Here is an 18,482-nt window from a genome sequence, read left to right on the forward strand (position 1 = left end):
CGCTCGGGACGGTGGGTTCGTCTGTGCCGGAAGCGAGCCCGACGTCAGGGGCGGGCGGCGAAACGCTCGATGAGCTCGACGGGCCCGCTGACGATGAGCATGTGGTGCGCCGAGATCTTCGTCTGCGGGACGGCGTAGGTGAAGTCCTCGCCCGGTGCCTTGACGCCGACCACGGTGACGCCGTACTTGCGGCGGATCTGGCTCTGCTCCAGCGTGAAGCCGATCGTCTCGGCCGGCGGCTTCAGCTTGACGATGGCGAAGCCGTCGTCGAACTCGATGTAGTCGAGCATCTTGCCGTTGACGAGGTGGGCCACGCGGCGACCGGAGTCGGCCTCGGGCGAGATCACGTGGTGCACCCCGATGCGGTCGAGGATGCGCTTGTGCTCGGGTGAGAGGGCCTTCGCCCAGATCGAGGGGACGCCCGCGTCGACGAGGTTGGCCGCTGCGAGGACCGACGACTCGACGGACGAGCCGATGCCGACGATCGCGATCCGGGGCTGCGCGTGGCGGATCATGTCGAGTGCCGTCGACTGCGCCATGTCGGCGTGCACGACCTTGGCCACCTTGTTCACGTAGCTCTCGGCGATGGCGTTGTCGCGCTCGACGGCGATGACCCGGTGGCCGAGCTTGGTGAGCTCGAGAGCGACGGCCGAGCCGAAGCGTCCCAGCCCGATGACGATGACGTCGTCGTCGAAGAGCCGGTTGCGGCCCATGGGTGTTACCTCCGTCGTCCGTGGCGCGTTTCCGCGATAGCGTCTCAATCATGCCAACTCAGGCCCGGGTCGTCTGGGACTCCTCCTTCACGAGATACGACTTCGGCCCCACGCACCCGATGGCGCCCGCTCGCCTGGACCTCACGGCCCGGCTCTGCGACGCCCTCGGTGTCTTCGACGTCGACGGCGTCGAGGTGGTCGGCGCCGAGGTGGCCACCGACGAGCTGCTGGCCACCGTCCACGACGACGACTACGTCGCCGCGGTCAAGGCCGCCTCGACCGACCCCTCCGCTGCCGACGACGCGTACGGCCTCGGCACCGAGGACGACCCGGCCTTCGTCGACATGCACGATGCCAGCGCCCGGGTCGTGTCCGGCACGGTCGACAGCTGTCGCGCCGTCTGGGAGGGCGAGGCCGAGCACGCCGTCAACTTCACGGGCGGCCTGCACCACGCGATGCGGGGCAAGGCGAGTGGCTTTTGCGTCTACAACGACATCGCCGTCGGCATCCAGTGGCTCCTCGACCACGGCGCCGAACGTGTCGCCTACGTCGACGTCGACGTGCACCACGGCGACGGCGTCGAGCGGATCTTCTGGGACGACCCCAGGGTGCTGACGATCTCGGTCCACGAGACCGGTCGGGCCCTCTTCCCGGGCACCGGGTGGCCGAGTGACGTCGGTGGCCCCGACGCGGAGGGCACCGCCGTCAACGTCGCGCTGCCGCCCGGCCTCAGCGACGCCGGCTGGCTGCGCGCCCTGCATGCCGTCGCCATGCCGCTCATCCGCGCCTTCAAGCCCGACGTGCTCGTGACCCAGCACGGGTGCGACACCCACGCGGAGGACCCCCTCGCGCACTTCGCCGTCACGGTGGACGCCCAGCGGGCCGCGGCCGACGCGCTCCACCGCCTCTCGCACGAGGTGTGCGAGGGCCGCTGGGTCGCCCTCGGAGGTGGCGGCTACGAGGTGATCGGTGTCGTGCCCCGCACGTGGACGCACCTGACAGCCATCGCCGCCCACGCCCCGATCCCGACGAGCACCCCGGTCCCCGAGGACTGGCGTGCCCACGTCGAGCAGATCTTCGGCCGTCCGGGTCCGCGACGGATGGGCGACCTGACCGCCGAGGACGGGCCGCTCTGGTGGCGCTCGTGGGAGATGGGCTACGACCCCGCGAGCGAGGTCGACCGCGCCGTCATGGCGACGCGCACGGCCGTCTTCCCGCTGCACGGGCTCGACGTCCACTTCGACTGAGTCATCTGCGCCTCACTTCGTTCCGGCGCGTGCCGCGGCGCCCTTCAGGCGTCGCCTTCCTCCGCTCCGCTCGCTCGTTCCTCGCTCGCTGCGCTGCGTCCAGACGACGCCGGCGCCTCGGCTCTGTTGTTGGCGCCTCGCTTCGTTCCGGCGCGTGCCTCGGCGCCCTTCAGGCGTCGCCTTCCTCCGCTTCGCTCGCTCGTTCCTCGGTCGCTGCGCTGCGTCCAGGCGACGCCGGCGCCTCGGCCGGGTGGACCGAGTTCCTCATCGCAATCCGGTTGGTCCTACGGCGCTGGGGCGCCTAGCATGACGGCACGGCGACGACGGGCCTGACGATCCTGAGCCGAGCACGACCAGAGGCCGTCCGCGATCCGCGGCGGCGAAGGTGTGGTGGCACAGCGACATTCCCCATCGCCCACACCTCCGGGGCACCAACCCTCTGGAGGTGAACGGAATGCAACCAACCCAACCCACGACCCTTGCTCCTCGCGTGCTCGCGCGGGACCTCGCGTCCGTCGAACCCGGCGAGCGGGTCACGCTCGCCGGCTGGATCCACCGGCGCCGCGTCCTCGCGAGCGTCACGTTCCTCGTGCTGCGCGACCGTTCGGGCCTGGCCCAGGTCGTCGTCAAGGACCGCGAGACCGTCGACCAGCTCTCGGGTCTGCCGGAGGAGACCGTCGTCGAGGTGACCGGCACCGTGTCGGCCAACGAGTCGGCCCCCGGTGGTGCCGAGCTCGTGGAACCGGTCATCACCCCGCTCACCGAACCGGCGGTCGCGCCACCCACCGAGCTGTGGCGCCCGACCTTCGGCGCCGGGCTGCCCACGCACCTCGACCACGCGGCGGTGACCCTGCGCCACCCGCGCCACCGGGCTGCCTGGCAGCTCGCGAGCGCGTCGATGCGAGGCTTCCGCGCTGCGCTCGGAAGCCTCGAGTTCACCGAGATCGCGACCCCGAAGCTCGTCGGCACGGCCACCGAGTCGGGGGCCAACGTCTTCACCGTCGACTACTTCGGACGCACGGCCTACCTCGCGCAGAGCCCGCAGCTCTACAAGCAGATGCTCGTCGGGGTCTTCGAGCGGGTCTTCGAGGTCGGTCCGGTCTTCCGGGCCGAGCCGCACGACACGGTGCGCCACCTCGCGCAGTACACCTCGCTCGACGCCGAGCTGGGCTTCATCCGTGACCACCACGACGTGCTCGCCGTCCTGCGCGAGGCGATCGCGGGCATGGTCGAGGGCATCCGGGAGTATGCCGCCGACGCCGCTGCGCTCCTGGGCGTCGAGCTGCCGCAGGTGCCGGAGCACTTCCCCGTCATCCACTTCAGCGACGCCCTCGCGAGGGTCGGCGCCGACCCAGACGAGCCCGACCTCAGCCCCGCGCACGAACGCGCGCTCAGCGAGTGGGCCAAGACGGCATACGGCTCGGACTTCCTTGCGGTGGAGGGCTATCCGATGGGCAAGCGGCCCTTCTACACGCACCCGCAGCCGGGCGACGAGCGGTGGAGCAACAGCTTCGACATGCTCTTCCGCGGGCTCGAGCTGACGACCGGAGGGCAGCGCCTGCACCGGCCCTCGGACTATGCCGCGGCGATGGAGCGCACCGGGACCGACCCCGGGGTCCTGACCGGCTACCTCGACGCCTTCGCCCACGGCATGCCTCCGCATGGCGGGTTCGCCATCGGTCTGGAAAGGTGGGTCGGGCGGCTGACAGGTGCCGAGAACATCCGCGAGGTGACCCTCTTCCCGCGTGACCTGCACCGCCTGGAGCCATGACGAGCCGGGAGATCCACAGTGATCTCACCGGCGTGTCGAGTTGCGCGTGATCGATTCGTTCTCCCGTTCGCTTCCCCTCCAGTCACATCTGCCCCTAATGTTGCTTCTTGCACCTGCGTGCAGTTTCGCCGGAGGGGAAGCCGTCGACGCGCGGGTGCAAACCCACCGAAGATCGGGGTAACACATGTCGAATGAGCGCCAGCTCGCCGAGGTGCGGTTTCTGACCGTCGCCGAGGTCGCCTCGATCATGCGCGTGTCGAAGATGACCGTCTACCGGCTCGTCCACGGCGGAGACCTTCCGGCCGTACGCGTCGGCCGCTCCTTCCGGGTTCCGGAGGATGCGGTGCACAAGTACCTCCAGACGTCCTTCATCGACACCGCGTGACAGCAGCGTCACCACGCACCCGAGGGGGCGGCCGCGACCACCCGGTCCGGCCGCCCCCTCGGCGTTGGTGCAGGTGCGCTCGTCGACGCGCTTTTGGGGTAGGGAGCCCGCACGCGCTACCCTGTGAGCCTGTTCGGCTCGTGAAGTTCGACCTACCCTTCTCCGAGGGGTGTCGACGCAGGTCGGCACCAGCACAGTTCGAGGACACGTCTCACGACAAGGACAAACATGGGTTCTGTCATCAAGAAGCGCCGCAAGCGGATGGCGAAGAAGAAGCACCGCAAGCTGCTGCGCAAGACGCGCCACCAGCGTCGCAACAAGAAGTGACCTGACCAGCTCAGGCATACCGGCGGAATCGCCCCGCACGCTCTCGACCCTCACCTCCGGTGGGGGTCGTTCGCGTTCCCGGGGTCTGTCGGACACCGAGCCTCGACGAGGGCCGACGGGAGCGCCGATGGAGAGGCTCGACACATCCGACCATGAGGTGCCACGCCCGGGTACGGATCGAGCAGGGTCTCGGTAGGCTGCGAGGGTGGGGGTGCGAGAACTCCTCCGCAGCGCGCGCCATCCTCGAACCCGCTCGAGCAGCGCCCGTGCACGACGTCCGCACCGACCGACGACAGGAGGATCCGATGGCCAAGGTCGTCCTGGTCACGGGGGTGTCCCGCTACCTCGGTGGCCTCTTCGCCCGAAGGCTCTCGACGGATCCGTCGATCGAGCGCATCCTCGGCGTCGACGTCGTGCCGCCCAAGCACTCCATCGGCCGGGCCGAGTTCGTGCGCGCCGACATCCGCAACCCGATGATCGGGCGCATCATGGCGCAGGCGGAGGTTGACACGGTCGTGCACATGAACGTCATCGCGACCCCCAAGGACTCCGGCGGTCGGGTGACGCAGAAGGAGATCAACGTCATCGGCACGATGCAGCTGCTCGCCGCGTGCCAGAAGTCCGAGTCGGTCTCGCGACTCGTCGTCAAGTCGTCCGCCGCCGTCTACGGCTCCTCGCCCCGCGACCCGGCGATGTTCAGCGAGGACATGAACCCCAAGACCCTGCCGCGCACGGGCTTCGGCAAGGACTCCGTGGAGGTCGAGGGCTACGTCCGGGGCTTCTCGCGGCGCCGGCCCGACGTCGAGATCACGATGCTGCGCCTGGCCAACGTCGTGGGACCGAGCATCCACACCGCCATCACCGACTACTTCTCGCTGCCGCTCGTGCCGATCCCACTCGGCTACGACGCCCGCTTCCAGTTCATCCACGAGGACGACGCCACGGCGGCCATGATCCTCGCGACCACCGGACCGCCCGCCGGGATCGTCAACGTCGCCGGCGACGGTTTCCTCACCGTGACGCAGTGCACCGCCATCGCGCGGCGCCCCGTCGTCCCGGTGCCGCTCTCGGCCGCCGGTCTCATCGGCACCATCGTCAAGCGCAGCGGCTTCGCCGACTTCTCGTCAGACCAGCTGACCTTCCTCGCCTTCGGCCGGGGTCTCGACACGACCCGGATGCGCTCCGTTCTCGAGTTCGAGCCCCACTTCACCACGCGAGAGGCCTTCGAGGACTACGCGCGTCACCTGCGGCCCGCCGTGCCCGGTGTCGAAGGTGTCGGCGAGGTCGTCAGCGACGCCGCCGGTGGCACCGCCGCAGCCCTCTCCCGCGTCTTCGACAGGATCCAGCCGTGAGCGCCGACCCGAGCAAGGCCGCCGACTCGACGACGTCCGGCGGGGCTGAGACGACGAAGGCCACGTCCGCGCCGTCGACCTCAACGACGGGCGCACCCAAGAAGCCGACGGGGACGAAGCCGACGGGGACGAAGTCGACTGGGACGAAGTCGGCGAAGACGAAGCCTGCGAAGCCGGCCAAGGCGAAGACGCCGAAGACCCCGAAGACGACGAAGAGGACCGCGCCGGCCACGAAGGCCGAGCCGGCCACGGTCACGAGCGAGAGGCCTGTCGCGACCTCGGGCCGCCCGGCCCGGGGAGCCTTCGCGGCCGGAGCGGCCCGTGCCTCGGGCGAGCGCCGGCGCCGCGCGGGGACGCCCCTCATCCCCACGGCGCCGGTCGAGGTGAGCGCGGCGCGACGCCTCGCGACCGGCGCAGGCGCCGACACCGTCGCCGACGACCTCATCGAGGCGGCGGTGACCGAAGGCCCGACCGAGCCCGAGTCCCGCCGCGCCCGGACGCCGTCGAGCCGGTCCGCGCGCGACGAGGTCCCGAGCGAGGGGGCCGACGCCGCCGGACCCGACGCAGCCTTCGAGTCCGCCGAGCCCGACGCAGCCTTCGAGGTCGCCGACATCACCGAGCCCGGGGACCCCGCCGACACCCTGCCGGCAGAGCCGACACCGCCACGGACCAGGCCGAGCCGCGCGTCGATGCGTTCGCCCCGTCGCGCGGGCGCGGGGGAGCCTGCCCGGCTGCGTGCCGTCCCGCCGGTCGAGGAGGTCGCCCAGCGCGGCGTCCGCCCCGAGGCCGAGCCGGAGACACGGCATACGCCCGCTGGAGACGGAGGCGGCTGGGAGCACGCGCTGACGTCGGGGCTGCAGTCGCGGGCCGAGAAGCTCGTCGGCGCGGTGCTCGACGGGGCCGAGCTCAGCTCGGAGTCCCGCCCGGGCCCGGCCGAGCTCGTCGAGCTCGCCGTCAACGTGCTGCGCGCCGCCGCCACCTCGGCCGGGGTGCCCGCCGAGGAGGTCGAGCGACAGGTCGCCGAAACCCTTGCCTACCTCCGGCGCCGTCTCACGGGCGACTACGTCGTCGACGAGTTCGGCTTCGACGAGGACTACACCGTCAACGTCCACCTGCCGCTGCTGCGCCCGCTCTACCGCTCGTGGTTCCGGGTCGAGGTGCGCGGCATCGAGAACATCCCCGACGTCGGCGGAGCCCTCGTCGTCGGCAACCACTCCGGCACCATCGCGATGGACTCCCTCATGACGCAGGTGGCCGTCTACGACGAGCACCCACGCAACCGGCACCTGCGGATGCTCGGAGCCGACCTCGTCTTCCAGATGCCCTTCATCGGCACCATGGCCCGGCGCTCGGGCACGACCCTTGCGGCCAACTCCGACGCCGAGCGACTCCTCAGCAGCGGCGCCCTCGTCGGCGTCTGGCCCGAGGGCTTCAAGGGTGTCGGCAAGCCGTTCAGCGAGCGCTACAAGCTGCAGCGCTTCGGCCGCGGTGGGTTCGTCTCGGCCGCCCTGCGCGCCGGCGTGCCGATCGTGCCGGTGTCGATCGTCGGGGCCGAGGAGATCTACCCGATCCTCGGCAACATGCCCGCCGTCGCCCGGCTGCTCGGGCTGCCCTACGCCCCGATCACGCCGACGTTCCCGCTGCTCGGCCCCCTCGGCATGGTGCCACTGCCGAGCAAGTGGCTCATCGAGTTCGGGCCGCCCATCGAGACCACGAGCTTCGGGCCCGACGCCGCCGACGACCCCATGCTCGTCTTCGACCTCACCGACCAGGTGCGCGAGACGATCCAGCAGACGCTCTACAGCCTGCTCATGCAGCGCAAGTCCGTCTTCCTCTGACCGGCGCCCGCCCGTGACCGCCGGTCGCGACGGAACCGCGAGGAGACCGACACGCGTTCAGGTCAGGGCAGGATCTTCGTCGGTAGCGGCACCGGCACCGTGGGGGCGCCGAGGGTCACCGACGGCAGCGGGATCGTCGCGCCGGGCAGCGTGACGCCACCGCCGCCGACCCTGATCGTCGAGGACGTGACGCCCACCCCCGGCAGGCTGACCGTGGCACCCGGGAGCGTGACTCCGCCGCCACCGACAGCGACGGACGAGCTCGTGACCCCGACGCCGGGCAGGTTGATCCTGCCGCCGGGGAGGGTGACGCCGCCGGTGACGGTGACGCCGGGCACGGAGACGCCGGGCACCGGCACGCCGCCAGGGACGGGCACCGTGACCACCGGGGGTCGCGGCGCCGAGCCGGTGGGCCGTGGGGTCGTCGTGGCCCCGGGTCGAGATGGCGCGGTGCCCGGGGCGGACGTGCCGCTCACCGGGCTGCTGGGCCGGACCGCACCCGGCAGTCGTGCCAGGGCCTGTCGGGCCTGGGTGGCTCGGTCGCCGCACACGCCGCAGGCGGCCAGCTCCCTCAGGGTGGCTACCTGGCCCGCGCCGAGCAGGTCCCGCAGACGCTGCCAGGACGCGAGCGAGCCGGTGGGCACCCGGGCTCGCATCGCGTCGACCTGCGGGATGGCGCGGGTGTAGAAGTCGGCCAGCTCGGTCAGCGCGTCAGCGCGGTGCTCGGTGCGGTAGACCTCCATGAGGATGGTCTGGGCGCGGCCGGTCGCGTCCGTCGCGGCGTCGTAGGCCGTGTCGAGGTCGTGCGTCGACGGCGAGCCTCCGTCGATGAGGTCGCGGGCATCGGCGATGTGCTCCTGCGCCTGGGCGAGGTAGGTCAGGCCCTCGTCGTAGCGGGAGCCCGCCAGCTGGACGGCGGCCCGGTCGAGCAGCTGCTTGACGCCGTAGAGCGCGTCGCCGGGCACGGCCGAGCGGGACGCGAAGCCGAGGGCGCCGCCGATGACGAGGATGCTGGCGGCCGCGGCGGCGATGAACTTCAGCGGCCGCGCCGCCACGCGGAGGATCGACACGGTGCCGCCGTCGCGCGGACCGTAGTCGGCGGCGTCGGCGGCGTCGGCGGCGTCGGCGGCGTCGGCGGCGTCGGCGGCGTCGGCTCGGGCGGGTCCGTCCTCGTCGCCGTCGACCGGGTCTGCGGGTGCGAGGGGGACGAGGGGAGTGACCGCGGTGGCGTCGTCGGCCAGCAGTCGGGCGCGCAGGTCGGAGACGAACTCGGCCCGCGGTGCCAGACCGGCCTGGTCGACGGCCTGCACGGCGTGCAGCACCGCGACGAGCTCGAGGATGCCGGGCTCGGAGACCTGCTCGCCCTCGAGGGCGCGCTGGAGGAGCTCGCCGTCGGCGTTCGCACCGAGGTCCATGTCCCTCCTCCGTCTCGAGTCCGTCTGGTTCGTCGTGCTGGTGTGCTGGCTGGTCGTGCTTGCTGGTCCCGCTCGTCGGTCGTCCCGTCAGGGCGTGCCGGGTGCCCTCGCCCGACCCGGCGGCCCCGGCTGGGACGACACGGCACGGCATACGACACGTGGTGCGGCGAGGGGTGGGTGGTGCGGGTCGTTCGTCAGGGGCCGGAGCACCGCCATCGCTGCCACCCCGCCGCCTGCGTTCACACGTTCCACGGTCGCGCCGGTCAGCGCGCCGAGCGTCGGTCCGGGCCCACACGCACCGTCCCTACGCCATGAGAACGACGAGGGTGTCTGTGGGGTTACGCGGATCACAGCTCGACTCCTTCGAGGGCCTTGCGCAGCGCCCGGGTGGCGCGCAGCTGGAGCTGCTTGACGGCCCCCTCGGACTTGTCGAGGATCTTCGCGGTGTCGGCGAGGCTGAGTCCCTGGAGGAAGCGCAGGGTGATGCACTCGGCCTGGTCGGAGCCGAGCTCCTTGATCGCCGAGACGAGGCGCTCGTCGCGCAGCCGGGTCAGCACCTCGGTGTCGGGGGCGTCGACCCGCTCGTCGGCGTCACGCATGTCGGCGGTCGCCACCTCGAACCGGAACTTCGCCGACTTCACGTGGTCGGCGATGAGGTTGCGCGCGATGGTGACGAACCACGCCGCGATGTCCTTGCCCTGCCACGTGAACGAGTCGATCCGGCGCATCGCCCGGAGGAAGGTCTCGGACGTGAGGTCCTCGGCGAGCGCGCGGTTGGCGACCCGGACGAGCACGTAGCGGAAGACCGTGTCGACGTAGACGTCGTAGAGCTGCGCGAACGCCTCCTTGTCGCCGCCCTGGGCGAGCTCGACGAGGGCCGCGATGCGGGCCTGCTCGTCGGCGTCGCGCTCCGGGTGCCGCCGCCAGCCGGCAGAGCCGGGGGAGCCCGGGGAGGTGCGAGTCAGCCCGCCACCCTCGGCGCCTGCATCGGCCAGGGCCGACCAGATGGCGTCGAGCGCCGAGCGCCACGTCGGCAGGGCGTATGCCGCGGGCGCGAGGATCGCCGGGACCGTGCCCGGCAGTGCCGGGCACGGTCCAGGCGTCATCGACGCCCGCCCCGGGGTCGTTCCCGGTGCGAGGACAGGTGGGGGCCGGCGGCCCGACGTCCTGTTCGCGCGCATTGTGGACAGTCTGTCGGAATGCGCCCGCGGATGGGACCCCGACGACGTTTTGTGGTGCACCCGACGTGCGGCGCCGCGAGCGTGCCTACAGTGGTCGGCATGACGAGCGAGCAGCCCCTCGACGCTCCAGACCCTCCCGCTGTCCCGGCTGCCGGGGCCCTACCGCGGGTCGTCCTCCTCGGGCGCGCCGGATGCCACCTGTGCGACGAGGCGCGCGCCGTCGTCGAGCGGGTGACGGGCGAGCTCGGCGTGGCCTGGCAGGAGCAGTCCGTCGATGACGACCCGGAGCTGCTGCGGCGCTACGCCGAGCAGATCCCCGTGACGTTCGTCGACGGGCGGCGCCACGACTTCTGGCGGGTCGACGAGGCACGCCTGCGCGCCGCGCTCCGGTGACCTGCCTCACCGGCGCATCCCATGCCGTGGTAGGCCGTCGAAGTCAACTTTGTGCATGGGTTCACAAACGTCTAGCCTGATCGGGTCCCCACGTGCTCCACGTGTGGGAGAACGCCTCGTTCGAGAGGAGCCGGTGAGCAAGAGTGTCCGCCGACCCAGCACTGCGTCGCGAGATCCCCGACGCAACCGTCGCGCGGCTTCCCGAGTACCTCCGAACGCTCTCGCGCCTCGCTGAGGACGGCGTCCTGTCGGTCTCGTCGGAAGAGCTCGCGGCCGAGGTCGGAGTGCGCTCCGCGCAGCTGCGCAAGGACCTCAGCCACCTCGGCTCCTACGGGGTCCGCGGCGTGGGCTACGACGTCGAGACGCTCGCCCTCGAGATCTCCCGCGCCCTCGGTCTGACCGAGGACTGGCCCGTCGCCATCGTCGGGATGGGCAATCTCGGGCACGCGCTCGCCTCCTACTCCGGCTTCGTCACCAAGGGCTTCCGCATCGTCGGTCTCTACGACGACGACCCCGCGCTCGCCGACGAGAAGATCGTCGGGGTGGCGATCCGCCCGCTCGCCGAGCTCACCGAGCACCACGCCGTCGACCCCATCGCCATCGGCGTCATCGCGACGCCGGCGCCCGCCGCCCAGGCCGTCTGCGACGCCCTCGTCGGCGCGGGCATCAGCTCGATCCTCAACTTCGCGCCCGCGGTGCTCTCCGTCCCGAGCGGCGTGGACGTACGCCGGGTCGACCTCTCGACCGAGCTGCAGATCCTCGCCTTCCACGCCCAGCGCAAGTCGCTGGCCGCGGGCGACCTCCGGTCGGCGGTGGCCGCCCCATGAGCCTTCTCGTCATCGGACTGTCCCACCACACCGCCCCGCTGTCGGTGCTCGAGGCGCTCTCGGAGCGCCCCGGGCGTGCCGAGGCCATCGCCGCCTCCGTGCTCAGCTCGGCCACGGCCACCGAGGCCGTCGTGCTCTCCACGTGCAACCGCCTCGAGGTCTACGCGTCGGTGCCGGCCTTCCACCCCGCCGTCGCCGCCATCGGTGAGGCGCTCGCCCTCGCTGCCGGGGTCGAGGAGCCCGAGGGGGCGCGCCGCGTCGCCGACCTGCCGCCGGGCGACCCCGCCGACGCCCTCGCCGACCGTGCCGAGGCCCTCGCCGACCACCTCTACGTGCGCTACGACGACGCCGCCGTCGCCCACGCCTTCACCGTCGCCTGCGGGCTCGACTCGATGGCCGTCGGCGAGGCCCAGATCCTCGGCCAGATGCGCGACTCGCTCGCCGGGGCCCAGAGCCGGGGTCAGGTGGGGGAGTCGCTCAACGCGCTCTTCCAGGGCGCCCTGCGCGTCGGCAAGCGCGCCCACACCGAGACCGACATCGACCAGCACAGCGTCTCGCTCGTGCAGATCGCGCTCGAGGAGGCGACCGCGGTCCTCGGCCCGCTCGAGGGTGTCGCCGCCGCGGTCGTCGGGGCCGGTGGCATGAGCGGCCTCGCCGCCGCGACCGTCCGCCGCCAGGGCATCGGGTCCCTCACCATCGTCAACCGCACGCCCGAGCGTGCCGAGCGCCTCGCGGCCACGACGTCCGGCGTGGCCCGTCCCTGGGACGACCTGACCGACGTCCTCGCCGAGAGCGACCTCGTCGTCACGTGCACCGGGGCGGTCGGCCACGTCATCACGGCCGACATGCTGGCCGCGAGCGCGAGCCGCCGCGGGGGTCGACCCCAGGTCGTCGTCGACCTCGCCCTCCCGCGCGACGTCGAGCCCGTCGTCTCCTGGCCGCACGCCGTCCCGGGCGTCTCGCTCGTCGACCTCCAGTCGCTGGGACTCCTGCTCGAGGGCCGCGCCGACACCACCCAGGTCGTCCGTGTGCGCGAGCTCGTCACCGGTGAGGTCGCCGACTACCTGACGCGCCGCATGGAGAAGTCCGTGGCGCCCACCGTCGCCGCCCTGCGCGCGCGTGCCGCCGCCCTCGTCGCGACCGAGATGGAACGGCTCGACCAGCGGCTGCCCGGCCTCGACGAGGCCACCCGTGCCGAGGTCGGCCTCGCCGTGCACCGCATCGTCGAGAAGCTGCTCCACACGCCGACCATGCGGGTCAAGGAGTTCGCGATGGAAGGCAGCGGCGACGACTACGCCGCCGCCCTGCGCGAGCTCTTCGACCTCGAGCCCAAGGACGTCGCCAACGTGTCCACGCCGCCGAAGCGGGCCCAGCCATGACCGCCCTGCGTCTCGGCACGCGCAGATCGGCCCTCGCCACCACCCAGTCCGGGTGGGTGGCCGACCGCCTGCGCGAGGCCGGCCACGAGGTCGAGCTCGTCGAGATCACGACCGAGGGCGACGTCTCGGGCGAGCTGCTCACCGCGATCGGTGGCACCGGCGTCTTCGCCGCGGCCATCCGACGAGCCCTGCTCGATGGTCGCATCGACGTCGCCGTGCACTCGCTCAAGGACCTCCCGACGGCGCCCGAGCCCGGTCTCGTCGTCGCCGCCGTGCCGGTGCGCGAGGACAGCCGCGACGTGCTCGTGGCGCGCGACGGGCTGACGCTCGGCGAGCTGCCCGCCGGTTCGGTCGTCGGCACCGGCTCGCCGCGTCGCACGGCCCAGATCGCAGCGCTCGGGCTCGGCATCGAGATCCGGCCGATCCGCGGAAACGTCGACACCAGAATCGGATTCGTCTCCTCGGGTGCGCTCGACGCCGTCGTGCTGGCGCGCGCCGGTCTCGCCCGGCTCGGCCGTCTCGACGAGGCCACCGAGGTCATCGACCCGATCCAGGTGCTGCCGGCACCGGGTCAGGGCGCCCTCGCCGTCGAGTGCCGGTCCGACCGCGACGACGTCGTGGCCGCCGTGTCCGTCCTCGACGACCCCGACACGCGAGCCTGCGTCGAGGCCGAGCGCTCGCTGCTCGCGACGCTCGAGGCCGGTTGCACCGCACCCGTCGGGGCGCTCGCCGAGGTCGTCGAGGGCGACGACGGCCTCGAGCTGTCGCTGCGTGCCTTCGCCGGCACGGAGGACGGCTCCGTCGAGCTGCGCCGCTCGCTCGTCGGGCCCTACGACGAGCCGGTGGTTCTCGGCTCGCGCCTCGCCCGGATCCTCCTGGAGGACGGCGCCGCCGACCTCCAGGTCGCCACGTCAGCTGGACCTGCCCCAGACCACGCCCCACACCAACCGGAGCAAGTTTCGTGACTCCTTCCCACCAGCCGTCAGAGCAGACGGGCTCGACTCCCACCCACGCGACGACGCCGGCGTGTGTCGCCTTCGTCGGCTCCGGACCGGGCGACCCCGGCCTCATGACGCTGCGCGGCCGCGACCTGCTCGCCGCCGCCGACGTCGTGATCCTCGACCGGATCGCCCGCGACGACGTCGTGCTCGAGCACGCCCGCCCCGACGTCGAGATCATCGACGCCGGGCACGGCGAGCAGGGCCAGGAGCTCACCCACGCGGTGCGCGCCAAGCTCGTCGTCAAGGCCGCGAAGTCGGTCGCCCCCGGCGGCCTCGTCGTGCGCCTCATGGACGGTGACCCCGCGACCTTCAACGGCCTCGTCGAGGAGGTGCGTGCCTGCCGCAAGGCCGGCATCACCTACGACGTCGTGCCGGGGGTGTCGGCGCTCACCGCCGGGCCCACGTATGCCGGAGTGCCCCTGACCTCGAAGTCGACCGGGGCCGTCCACGTCGTCGGCGTCGACCGCTCCGGCGTCGACTGGTCCGCCTACGCGGCCGACACCGACACCCTCGTGCTGCTCGGCGGCACCGAGGCCATCCGGGCCGCCCTCGCTGCGCTGCGCGCGGCAGGACGTCCGGCGGACGCCCTCGTGGCGCTGACGGCATACGGCACGACCGTGCGCCAGTCCTCCGTCGCGACGACCCTCGGCGACGCCGACGGGATCTTCGGTGGCAAGGAGCCGCTGCAGGTGTCGCTCGCGGTCGTGTCTCCCAACGTCGGGCTGCGTGACGAGTTCTCGTGGTTCGAGTCCAAGCCGCTCTTCGGCTGGAAGGTGCTCGTGCCGCGCACCCAGGCCCAGGCCGGCTCCATGGTCGACCGGCTCGCCGGCTACGGCGCGACGGCCGACGTCGTGCCGACCATCTCCGTCGAGCCGCCGCGCACGCCGCAGCAGATGGAGAAGGCCGTCAAGGGCCTCGTCACCGGACGCTATGAGTGGGTCGGCTTCACCTCGGTCAACGCCGTGCGCGCCGTGCGCGAGCGCTTCGAGGAGTTCGGGCTCGACGCCCGGGCCTTCGCCGGCCTCAAGGTCGCCGCGGTCGGGGGCGTCACCGCCGCCGCTCTCCGCGAGTGGGGCATCAACCCCGACCTCGTGCCCGCGGGCGAGCAGTCCGCTGCCGGCCTGCTCGAGTCGTGGCCCGAGTTCGACGAGGTCCTCGACCCGATCAACCGCGTGCTGCTGCCGCGCGCCGACATCGCGACCGAGACGCTTGTCGCCGGCCTGCGCGACATGGGCTGGGAGGTCGACGACGTCACGGCCTACCGGACGGTCCGCGCCGCCCCGCCGGCCGCGTCGATCCGCGACGCCATCAAGGGCGGCGACTACGACGCCGTGCTCTTCACGTCGAGCTCGACGGTGCGCAACCTCGTCGGCATCGCCGGAAAGCCCCACGCCGCAACGGTCGTCGCGTGCATCGGACCGGCCACGGCCAAGACCGCGCAGGAGCACGGCCTCCGGGTCGACGTCCTCGCGCCCGAGGCCTCGGCCCTCAGCCTCGTCGACGCGCTCGCCGGCCACGGCGTCGGTCTCGCCGTCGCGGCGACCGAGGCGGGCCAGTCGGTGCAGCGTCCCAGCGACAAGCGTCCGGCCTCGCGCCGCCGCGCCCGCTGAGACGAGGCCCCGATGATCGAGCGTCCCCGTCGCCTGCGCCAGACCCCCGTCCTGCGATCCCTCGTCGCCGAGACCCGGCTGCACCCGCGTGACCTCGTGCTGCCCGTCTTCGTCGGCGAGGGCCTGACGGAGCCGCGCTCGATCACGAGCATGCCGGGCGTCGACCAGCACACGCTCGAGAGCGTCGTCGAGGTCGCCCACCGCTGCGTCGCGGCCGGACTCGGCGGGATCATGCTCTTCGGGGTGCCGCAGGAGAAGGACGCGACCGGCTCGGGCGCCGTCGACCCCGACGGCATCCTCAACGTCGCCCTGCGCGCCGTCCGCGACGCCGTTGGTGACGACCTCGTCGTCATGGCCGACACGTGCCTCGACGAGTTCACCGACCACGGGCACTGCGGCGTGCTCGACGAGCACGGTCGCGTCGACAACGACGCCACCAATCTCCTCTACGCCGAGATGGCCGTCGCGCAGGCTCGCGCGGGCGCCCACGTCGTGGCGCCCTCCGGGATGATGGACGGGCAGGTCGCCGTCATCCGCGAGGCGCTCGACGCCGAGGGCCTCACCGACACCGTGATCCTCGCCTACTCCGCCAAGTACGCCTCGGCCTTCTTCGGGCCCTTCCGCGAGGCCGTCCAGTCGAGCCTGCAGGGCGACCGCCGCACCTACCAGCAGGACCCGGCCAACATCGTGGAGTCCCTCCGCGAGATCGATCTCGACATCGCCGAGGGCGCCGACATGGTCATGGTCAAGCCGGCGATGTCCTACCTCGACGTCGTCGCGGCCGCTGCCGAGCGGGCGTCGGTGCCGGTCGTGGCCTACCAGGTGTCGGGCGAGTACTCCATGATCCACGCGGCCGCGGCCAACGGCTGGATCGACCTCCGGAGCGCCGCGATCGAGTCCCTCACCTCGATCCGCCGCGCCGGTGCGCAGGTCGTGCTGACGTACTTCGCGCTCGACGTGGCCGAATGGACCGCCTGACACCACTACCATCTGTGCAATCGCAGGAGGTTGACATGTCAGGTACAGGGGATGACGGCGTGCGGTGGCTCAGTGACGCCGAGCAGGCGTCGTGGCGGGCCATCCTGCGCGGCACGAGGCTGCTCGAGCGCGCGCTCGACGACGCGCTCGGCGACGCCGGGTTGCAGCTGAGCGAGTACGAGATCATCTCGATGCTCTCCGAGAGCCCGAACCACCGGCTCCGGATGTCCGAGCTCGCGGCCATGGTCGTCCAGTCGCGCAGCCGGCTGACGCACACGGCGAAGCGGCTCGAGGACCGCGGCTGGGTGACGCGCGAGCAGTGCTCCGACGACAAGCGCGGCGTCGAGCTCGTCCTGACGACCGGTGGTCTGGCTGCGGTCGGCGACATCGCGCGCGTCCACGTGCAGAGCGTGCGCGCCAACCTCGTCGACATCATGACGCCGACGCAGTTCACGGCGATCGGCGACGCCATGGCCATCGTGCGTGACCACCTCGACCCGAACGGCACGAGCGGCCACTGACGACCCGGCGGGGCGCACCCAGCATCGGTTGAGAGACTGGGTGCATGAGCTCGCAGCCCGTCACCGTCCAGACGACCACCGACGCCCCGGCGTCCGCCGCGCTCCTGGCACGGGCCAGCGAGGTGATCCCCGGTGGGGTCAACTCGCCGGTGCGCGCCTTCCGGGCGGTCGGCGGCACGCCGCGCTTCATGGCGAGCGGGACCGGTCCGTGGCTGACCGACGTCGACGGCAAGCGCTACGTCGACCTGATCTGCTCGTGGGGCCCGATGATCCTCGGCCACGCGCATCCCGACGTCCTCGCCGCCGTGACCGAGGCGGCCGCTCACGGCTTCTCGTTCGGCACGCCCAGCGAGAACGAGGTGCGCCTCGCCGAGGAGATCGTCCGGCGGGTCGAGCCCGTCGAGCAGGTGCGCCTCGTCAACTCCGGCACCGAGGCGACGATGTCGGCCATCCGCCTCGCCCGCGGCTTCACCGGCCGCGACGTCATCGTCAAGTTCGCCGGCTGCTACCACGGTCACGTCGACGCCCTCCTCGCCTCGGCGGGCTCGGGTGTCGCGACCTTCGCCCTCCCCGACTCCGCCGGTGTGCCGCGCTCGAGCGCCGGCGAGACGATCGTCTTGCCCTACAACGACGTCCCGGCCCTCGAGGCCGCGTTCGCCGAGCGCGGCCACGAGATCGCCGCCGTCATCACGGAGGCCGCGGCCGGCAACATGGGCGTCGTCCCGCCGGCTCCCGGCTTCACCGAGGCACTGCTCCGCGTCACCAGGGCGCACGGCGCCCTCCTCGTCTCCGACGAGGTGATGACGGGCTTCCGGTGCAGCGGGTCAGGCTTCTACGGCCTCGAGGGACCCTATGCCGCAGGGGCGCCCGACCTCTTCACCTTCGGCAAGGTGATGGGCGGCGGCTTCCCGACCGCGGCCTTCGGCGGTCGTGCCGACGTCATGGCGCTCCTCGCCCCGCAGGGGCCCGTCTACCAGGCCGGCACGCTGTCCGGTAACCCCGTCGCCTCCGCTGCCGGCCTCGCAACGCTCCAGGGCTGCACGCCTGCCGTGTACGAGCGCCTCGACGTCGTCTCGCACGCGATCGCCGACGCCGTCGCGAGCGAGCTCTCCGCGGCCTCGGTGCCGCACACGATCCAGTGGGCCGGCTCGATGTTCTCGGTCTTCTTCCGCGACGGGGCCGTCGCCAACTACGACGACGCCAGGGACCAGGACAGCGACGCCTTCCGCCGGTTCTTCCACTCGATGCTGAGCCAGGGCGTGCACCTCCCGCCGAGCGCCTTCGAGTCGTGGTTCGTCTCGGCCTCGCACGACGACGAGGCCGTCGACCACGTGCTCGCGGCCCTACCGGCCGCAGCGCGGGCCGCCGCGACCTCGGACTGACCTGCGGACCGCCGACCCGGCGCCTCGCGCGACCCCGGTTCGAGGTGATCGCGGCCGCCACGGGCCAGCCCGCGATCACCTCGAACGGGCGTGGGGACCGGGCGACACGGCATACGGCAGCGGGGATTGTGGGCTCGACCCACGAGGAGGACGCTGGTCGGT

17 protein-coding genes are annotated in these 18,482 nt (G+C 72.3%); 14 read left to right on the plus strand and 3 right to left on the minus strand.

Going from position 1 to position 18,482, the window contains the following annotated elements; translation table 11 throughout:
- Positions 1-44: 44 nt before the first annotated feature.
- Entirely contained in the window at positions 45-713 is a 669-nt protein-coding gene (locus tag AB4Y83_RS16605; RefSeq protein WP_056773504.1) for a potassium channel family protein, read from the minus strand.
- A 50-nt stretch (positions 714-763) separates the two neighbouring features.
- On the opposite strand from AB4Y83_RS16605, the gene AB4Y83_RS16610 reads away from it, so the two are divergent.
- From AB4Y83_RS16610 to AB4Y83_RS16635, 6 genes are all read left to right on the plus strand, one after another.
- Positions 764-1,960, plus strand: a complete 1,197-nt coding sequence (locus AB4Y83_RS16610; protein WP_442276173.1) for an acetoin utilization protein AcuC — start codon at positions 764-766, stop codon at positions 1,958-1,960.
- A gap of 490 nt (positions 1,961-2,450) precedes the next feature.
- Entirely contained in the window at positions 2,451-3,731 is a 1,281-nt protein-coding gene (gene aspS, locus AB4Y83_RS16615) for an aspartate--tRNA(Asn) ligase (RefSeq protein ID WP_442276174.1), read from the plus strand.
- Between the two features lie 184 nt (positions 3,732-3,915).
- Positions 3,916-4,116, plus strand: a complete 201-nt coding sequence (locus tag AB4Y83_RS16620) for a helix-turn-helix domain-containing protein (RefSeq protein ID WP_056773495.1) — start codon at positions 3,916-3,918, stop codon at positions 4,114-4,116.
- 228 nt (positions 4,117-4,344) lie between these two features.
- Entirely contained in the window at positions 4,345-4,443 is a 99-nt protein-coding gene (locus AB4Y83_RS16625; RefSeq protein WP_003792170.1) for a 30S ribosomal protein bS22, read from the plus strand.
- Positions 4,444-4,748: 305 nt separating this feature from the next.
- Entirely contained in the window at positions 4,749-5,795 is a 1,047-nt protein-coding gene (locus AB4Y83_RS16630) for an NAD-dependent epimerase/dehydratase family protein (protein ID WP_442276175.1), read from the plus strand.
- Positions 5,792-7,633 carry a 1-acyl-sn-glycerol-3-phosphate acyltransferase gene (locus AB4Y83_RS16635; protein ID WP_442297552.1) on the plus strand — a complete coding sequence of 614 codons (1,842 nt, stop codon included), beginning with the start codon at positions 5,792-5,794 and terminating at the stop codon, positions 7,631-7,633. Before AB4Y83_RS16630 ends, AB4Y83_RS16635 begins: the two co-directional genes overlap by 4 nt.
- Positions 7,634-7,695: 62 nt before the next feature.
- On the opposite strand, the gene AB4Y83_RS16640 is transcribed toward AB4Y83_RS16635, so the two are convergent.
- Both AB4Y83_RS16640 and AB4Y83_RS16645 read right to left on the minus strand, forming a co-directional pair.
- Positions 7,696-9,048 (minus strand): hypothetical protein, encoded by a 1,353-nt coding sequence (locus AB4Y83_RS16640; protein WP_442297553.1) that lies wholly within the window; start codon positions 9,046-9,048, stop codon positions 7,696-7,698.
- Between the two features lie 347 nt (positions 9,049-9,395).
- A complete protein-coding gene (locus AB4Y83_RS16645; protein WP_442297554.1) occupies positions 9,396-10,154 on the minus strand; it encodes an RNA polymerase sigma factor in 759 nt (252 codons plus the stop codon).
- A 174-nt stretch (positions 10,155-10,328) separates the two neighbouring features.
- Between AB4Y83_RS16645 and AB4Y83_RS16650 the strand changes: the two genes are divergently transcribed.
- From AB4Y83_RS16650 to hemL, 8 genes are all read left to right on the plus strand, one after another.
- Positions 10,329-10,622 (plus strand): glutaredoxin family protein, encoded by a 294-nt coding sequence (locus AB4Y83_RS16650; protein ID WP_442276179.1) that lies wholly within the window; start codon positions 10,329-10,331, stop codon positions 10,620-10,622.
- Positions 10,623-10,765: 143 nt separating this feature from the next.
- Positions 10,766-11,449, plus strand: coding sequence for a redox-sensing transcriptional repressor Rex (locus AB4Y83_RS16655; protein ID WP_020145048.1), 684 nt, complete (start codon positions 10,766-10,768; stop codon positions 11,447-11,449).
- Positions 11,446-12,828 carry a glutamyl-tRNA reductase gene (hemA, locus tag AB4Y83_RS16660; protein ID WP_442297555.1) on the plus strand — a complete coding sequence of 461 codons (1,383 nt, stop codon included), beginning with the start codon at positions 11,446-11,448 and terminating at the stop codon, positions 12,826-12,828. Before AB4Y83_RS16655 ends, hemA begins: the two co-directional genes overlap by 4 nt.
- Positions 12,825-13,793 carry a hydroxymethylbilane synthase gene (gene hemC / locus AB4Y83_RS16665; protein ID WP_442297556.1) on the plus strand — a complete coding sequence of 323 codons (969 nt, stop codon included), beginning with the start codon at positions 12,825-12,827 and terminating at the stop codon, positions 13,791-13,793. Before hemA ends, hemC begins: the two co-directional genes overlap by 4 nt.
- The gene (locus tag AB4Y83_RS16670) at positions 13,790-15,439 is read left to right on the plus strand and encodes a uroporphyrinogen-III synthase (protein ID WP_442297557.1); all 1,650 of its coding nucleotides are present in this window, start codon (positions 13,790-13,792) and stop codon (positions 15,437-15,439) included. Before hemC ends, AB4Y83_RS16670 begins: the two co-directional genes overlap by 4 nt.
- 12 nt (positions 15,440-15,451) lie before the next feature.
- Positions 15,452-16,417: a porphobilinogen synthase gene (gene hemB, locus AB4Y83_RS16675; protein WP_442297558.1), complete on the plus strand. Its 966-nt coding sequence runs from the start codon at positions 15,452-15,454 to the stop codon at positions 16,415-16,417.
- 35 nt (positions 16,418-16,452) lie between these two features.
- Positions 16,453-16,938 carry a MarR family winged helix-turn-helix transcriptional regulator gene (locus tag AB4Y83_RS16680; RefSeq protein ID WP_442276184.1) on the plus strand — a complete coding sequence of 162 codons (486 nt, stop codon included), beginning with the start codon at positions 16,453-16,455 and terminating at the stop codon, positions 16,936-16,938.
- 44 nt (positions 16,939-16,982) lie between these two features.
- Positions 16,983-18,320: a glutamate-1-semialdehyde 2,1-aminomutase gene (gene hemL, locus AB4Y83_RS16685; RefSeq protein WP_442297559.1), complete on the plus strand. Its 1,338-nt coding sequence runs from the start codon at positions 16,983-16,985 to the stop codon at positions 18,318-18,320.
- Positions 18,321-18,482 lie beyond the last annotated feature (162 nt).

It is taken from the genome of Terrabacter sp. RAF57 (genome assembly GCF_052113925.1).
Taxonomy (GTDB): Bacteria; Actinomycetota; Actinomycetes; order Actinomycetales; family Dermatophilaceae; genus Terrabacter.

What these genes read in the sequence shown, in the direction of transcription:
- AB4Y83_RS16605 (WP_056773504.1), bottom strand. Translation starts at nt 713, where the DNA reads ATGGGCCGCAACCGGCTCTTCGACGACGACGTCATCGTCATCGGGCTG.
- AB4Y83_RS16610 (WP_442276173.1), top strand. Translation starts at nt 764, where the DNA reads ATGCCAACTCAGGCCCGGGTCGTCTGGGACTCCTCCTTCACGAGATAC.
- AB4Y83_RS16620 (WP_056773495.1), top strand. Translation starts at nt 3,916, where the DNA reads ATGTCGAATGAGCGCCAGCTCGCCGAGGTGCGGTTTCTGACCGTCGCC.
- AB4Y83_RS16625 (WP_003792170.1), top strand. Translation starts at nt 4,345, where the DNA reads ATGGGTTCTGTCATCAAGAAGCGCCGCAAGCGGATGGCGAAGAAGAAG.
- AB4Y83_RS16630 (WP_442276175.1), top strand. Translation starts at nt 4,749, where the DNA reads ATGGCCAAGGTCGTCCTGGTCACGGGGGTGTCCCGCTACCTCGGTGGC.
- AB4Y83_RS16640 (WP_442297553.1), bottom strand. Translation starts at nt 9,048, where the DNA reads ATGGACCTCGGTGCGAACGCCGACGGCGAGCTCCTCCAGCGCGCCCTC.
- AB4Y83_RS16645 (WP_442297554.1), bottom strand. Translation starts at nt 10,154, where the DNA reads ATGACGCCTGGACCGTGCCCGGCACTGCCGGGCACGGTCCCGGCGATC.
- AB4Y83_RS16650 (WP_442276179.1), top strand. Translation starts at nt 10,329, where the DNA reads ATGACGAGCGAGCAGCCCCTCGACGCTCCAGACCCTCCCGCTGTCCCG.
- hemA (WP_442297555.1), top strand. Translation starts at nt 11,446, where the DNA reads ATGAGCCTTCTCGTCATCGGACTGTCCCACCACACCGCCCCGCTGTCG.
- hemC (WP_442297556.1), top strand. Translation starts at nt 12,825, where the DNA reads ATGACCGCCCTGCGTCTCGGCACGCGCAGATCGGCCCTCGCCACCACC.
- hemB (WP_442297558.1), top strand. Translation starts at nt 15,452, where the DNA reads ATGATCGAGCGTCCCCGTCGCCTGCGCCAGACCCCCGTCCTGCGATCC.
- AB4Y83_RS16680 (WP_442276184.1), top strand. Translation starts at nt 16,453, where the DNA reads ATGTCAGGTACAGGGGATGACGGCGTGCGGTGGCTCAGTGACGCCGAG.
- hemL (WP_442297559.1), top strand. Translation starts at nt 16,983, where the DNA reads ATGAGCTCGCAGCCCGTCACCGTCCAGACGACCACCGACGCCCCGGCG.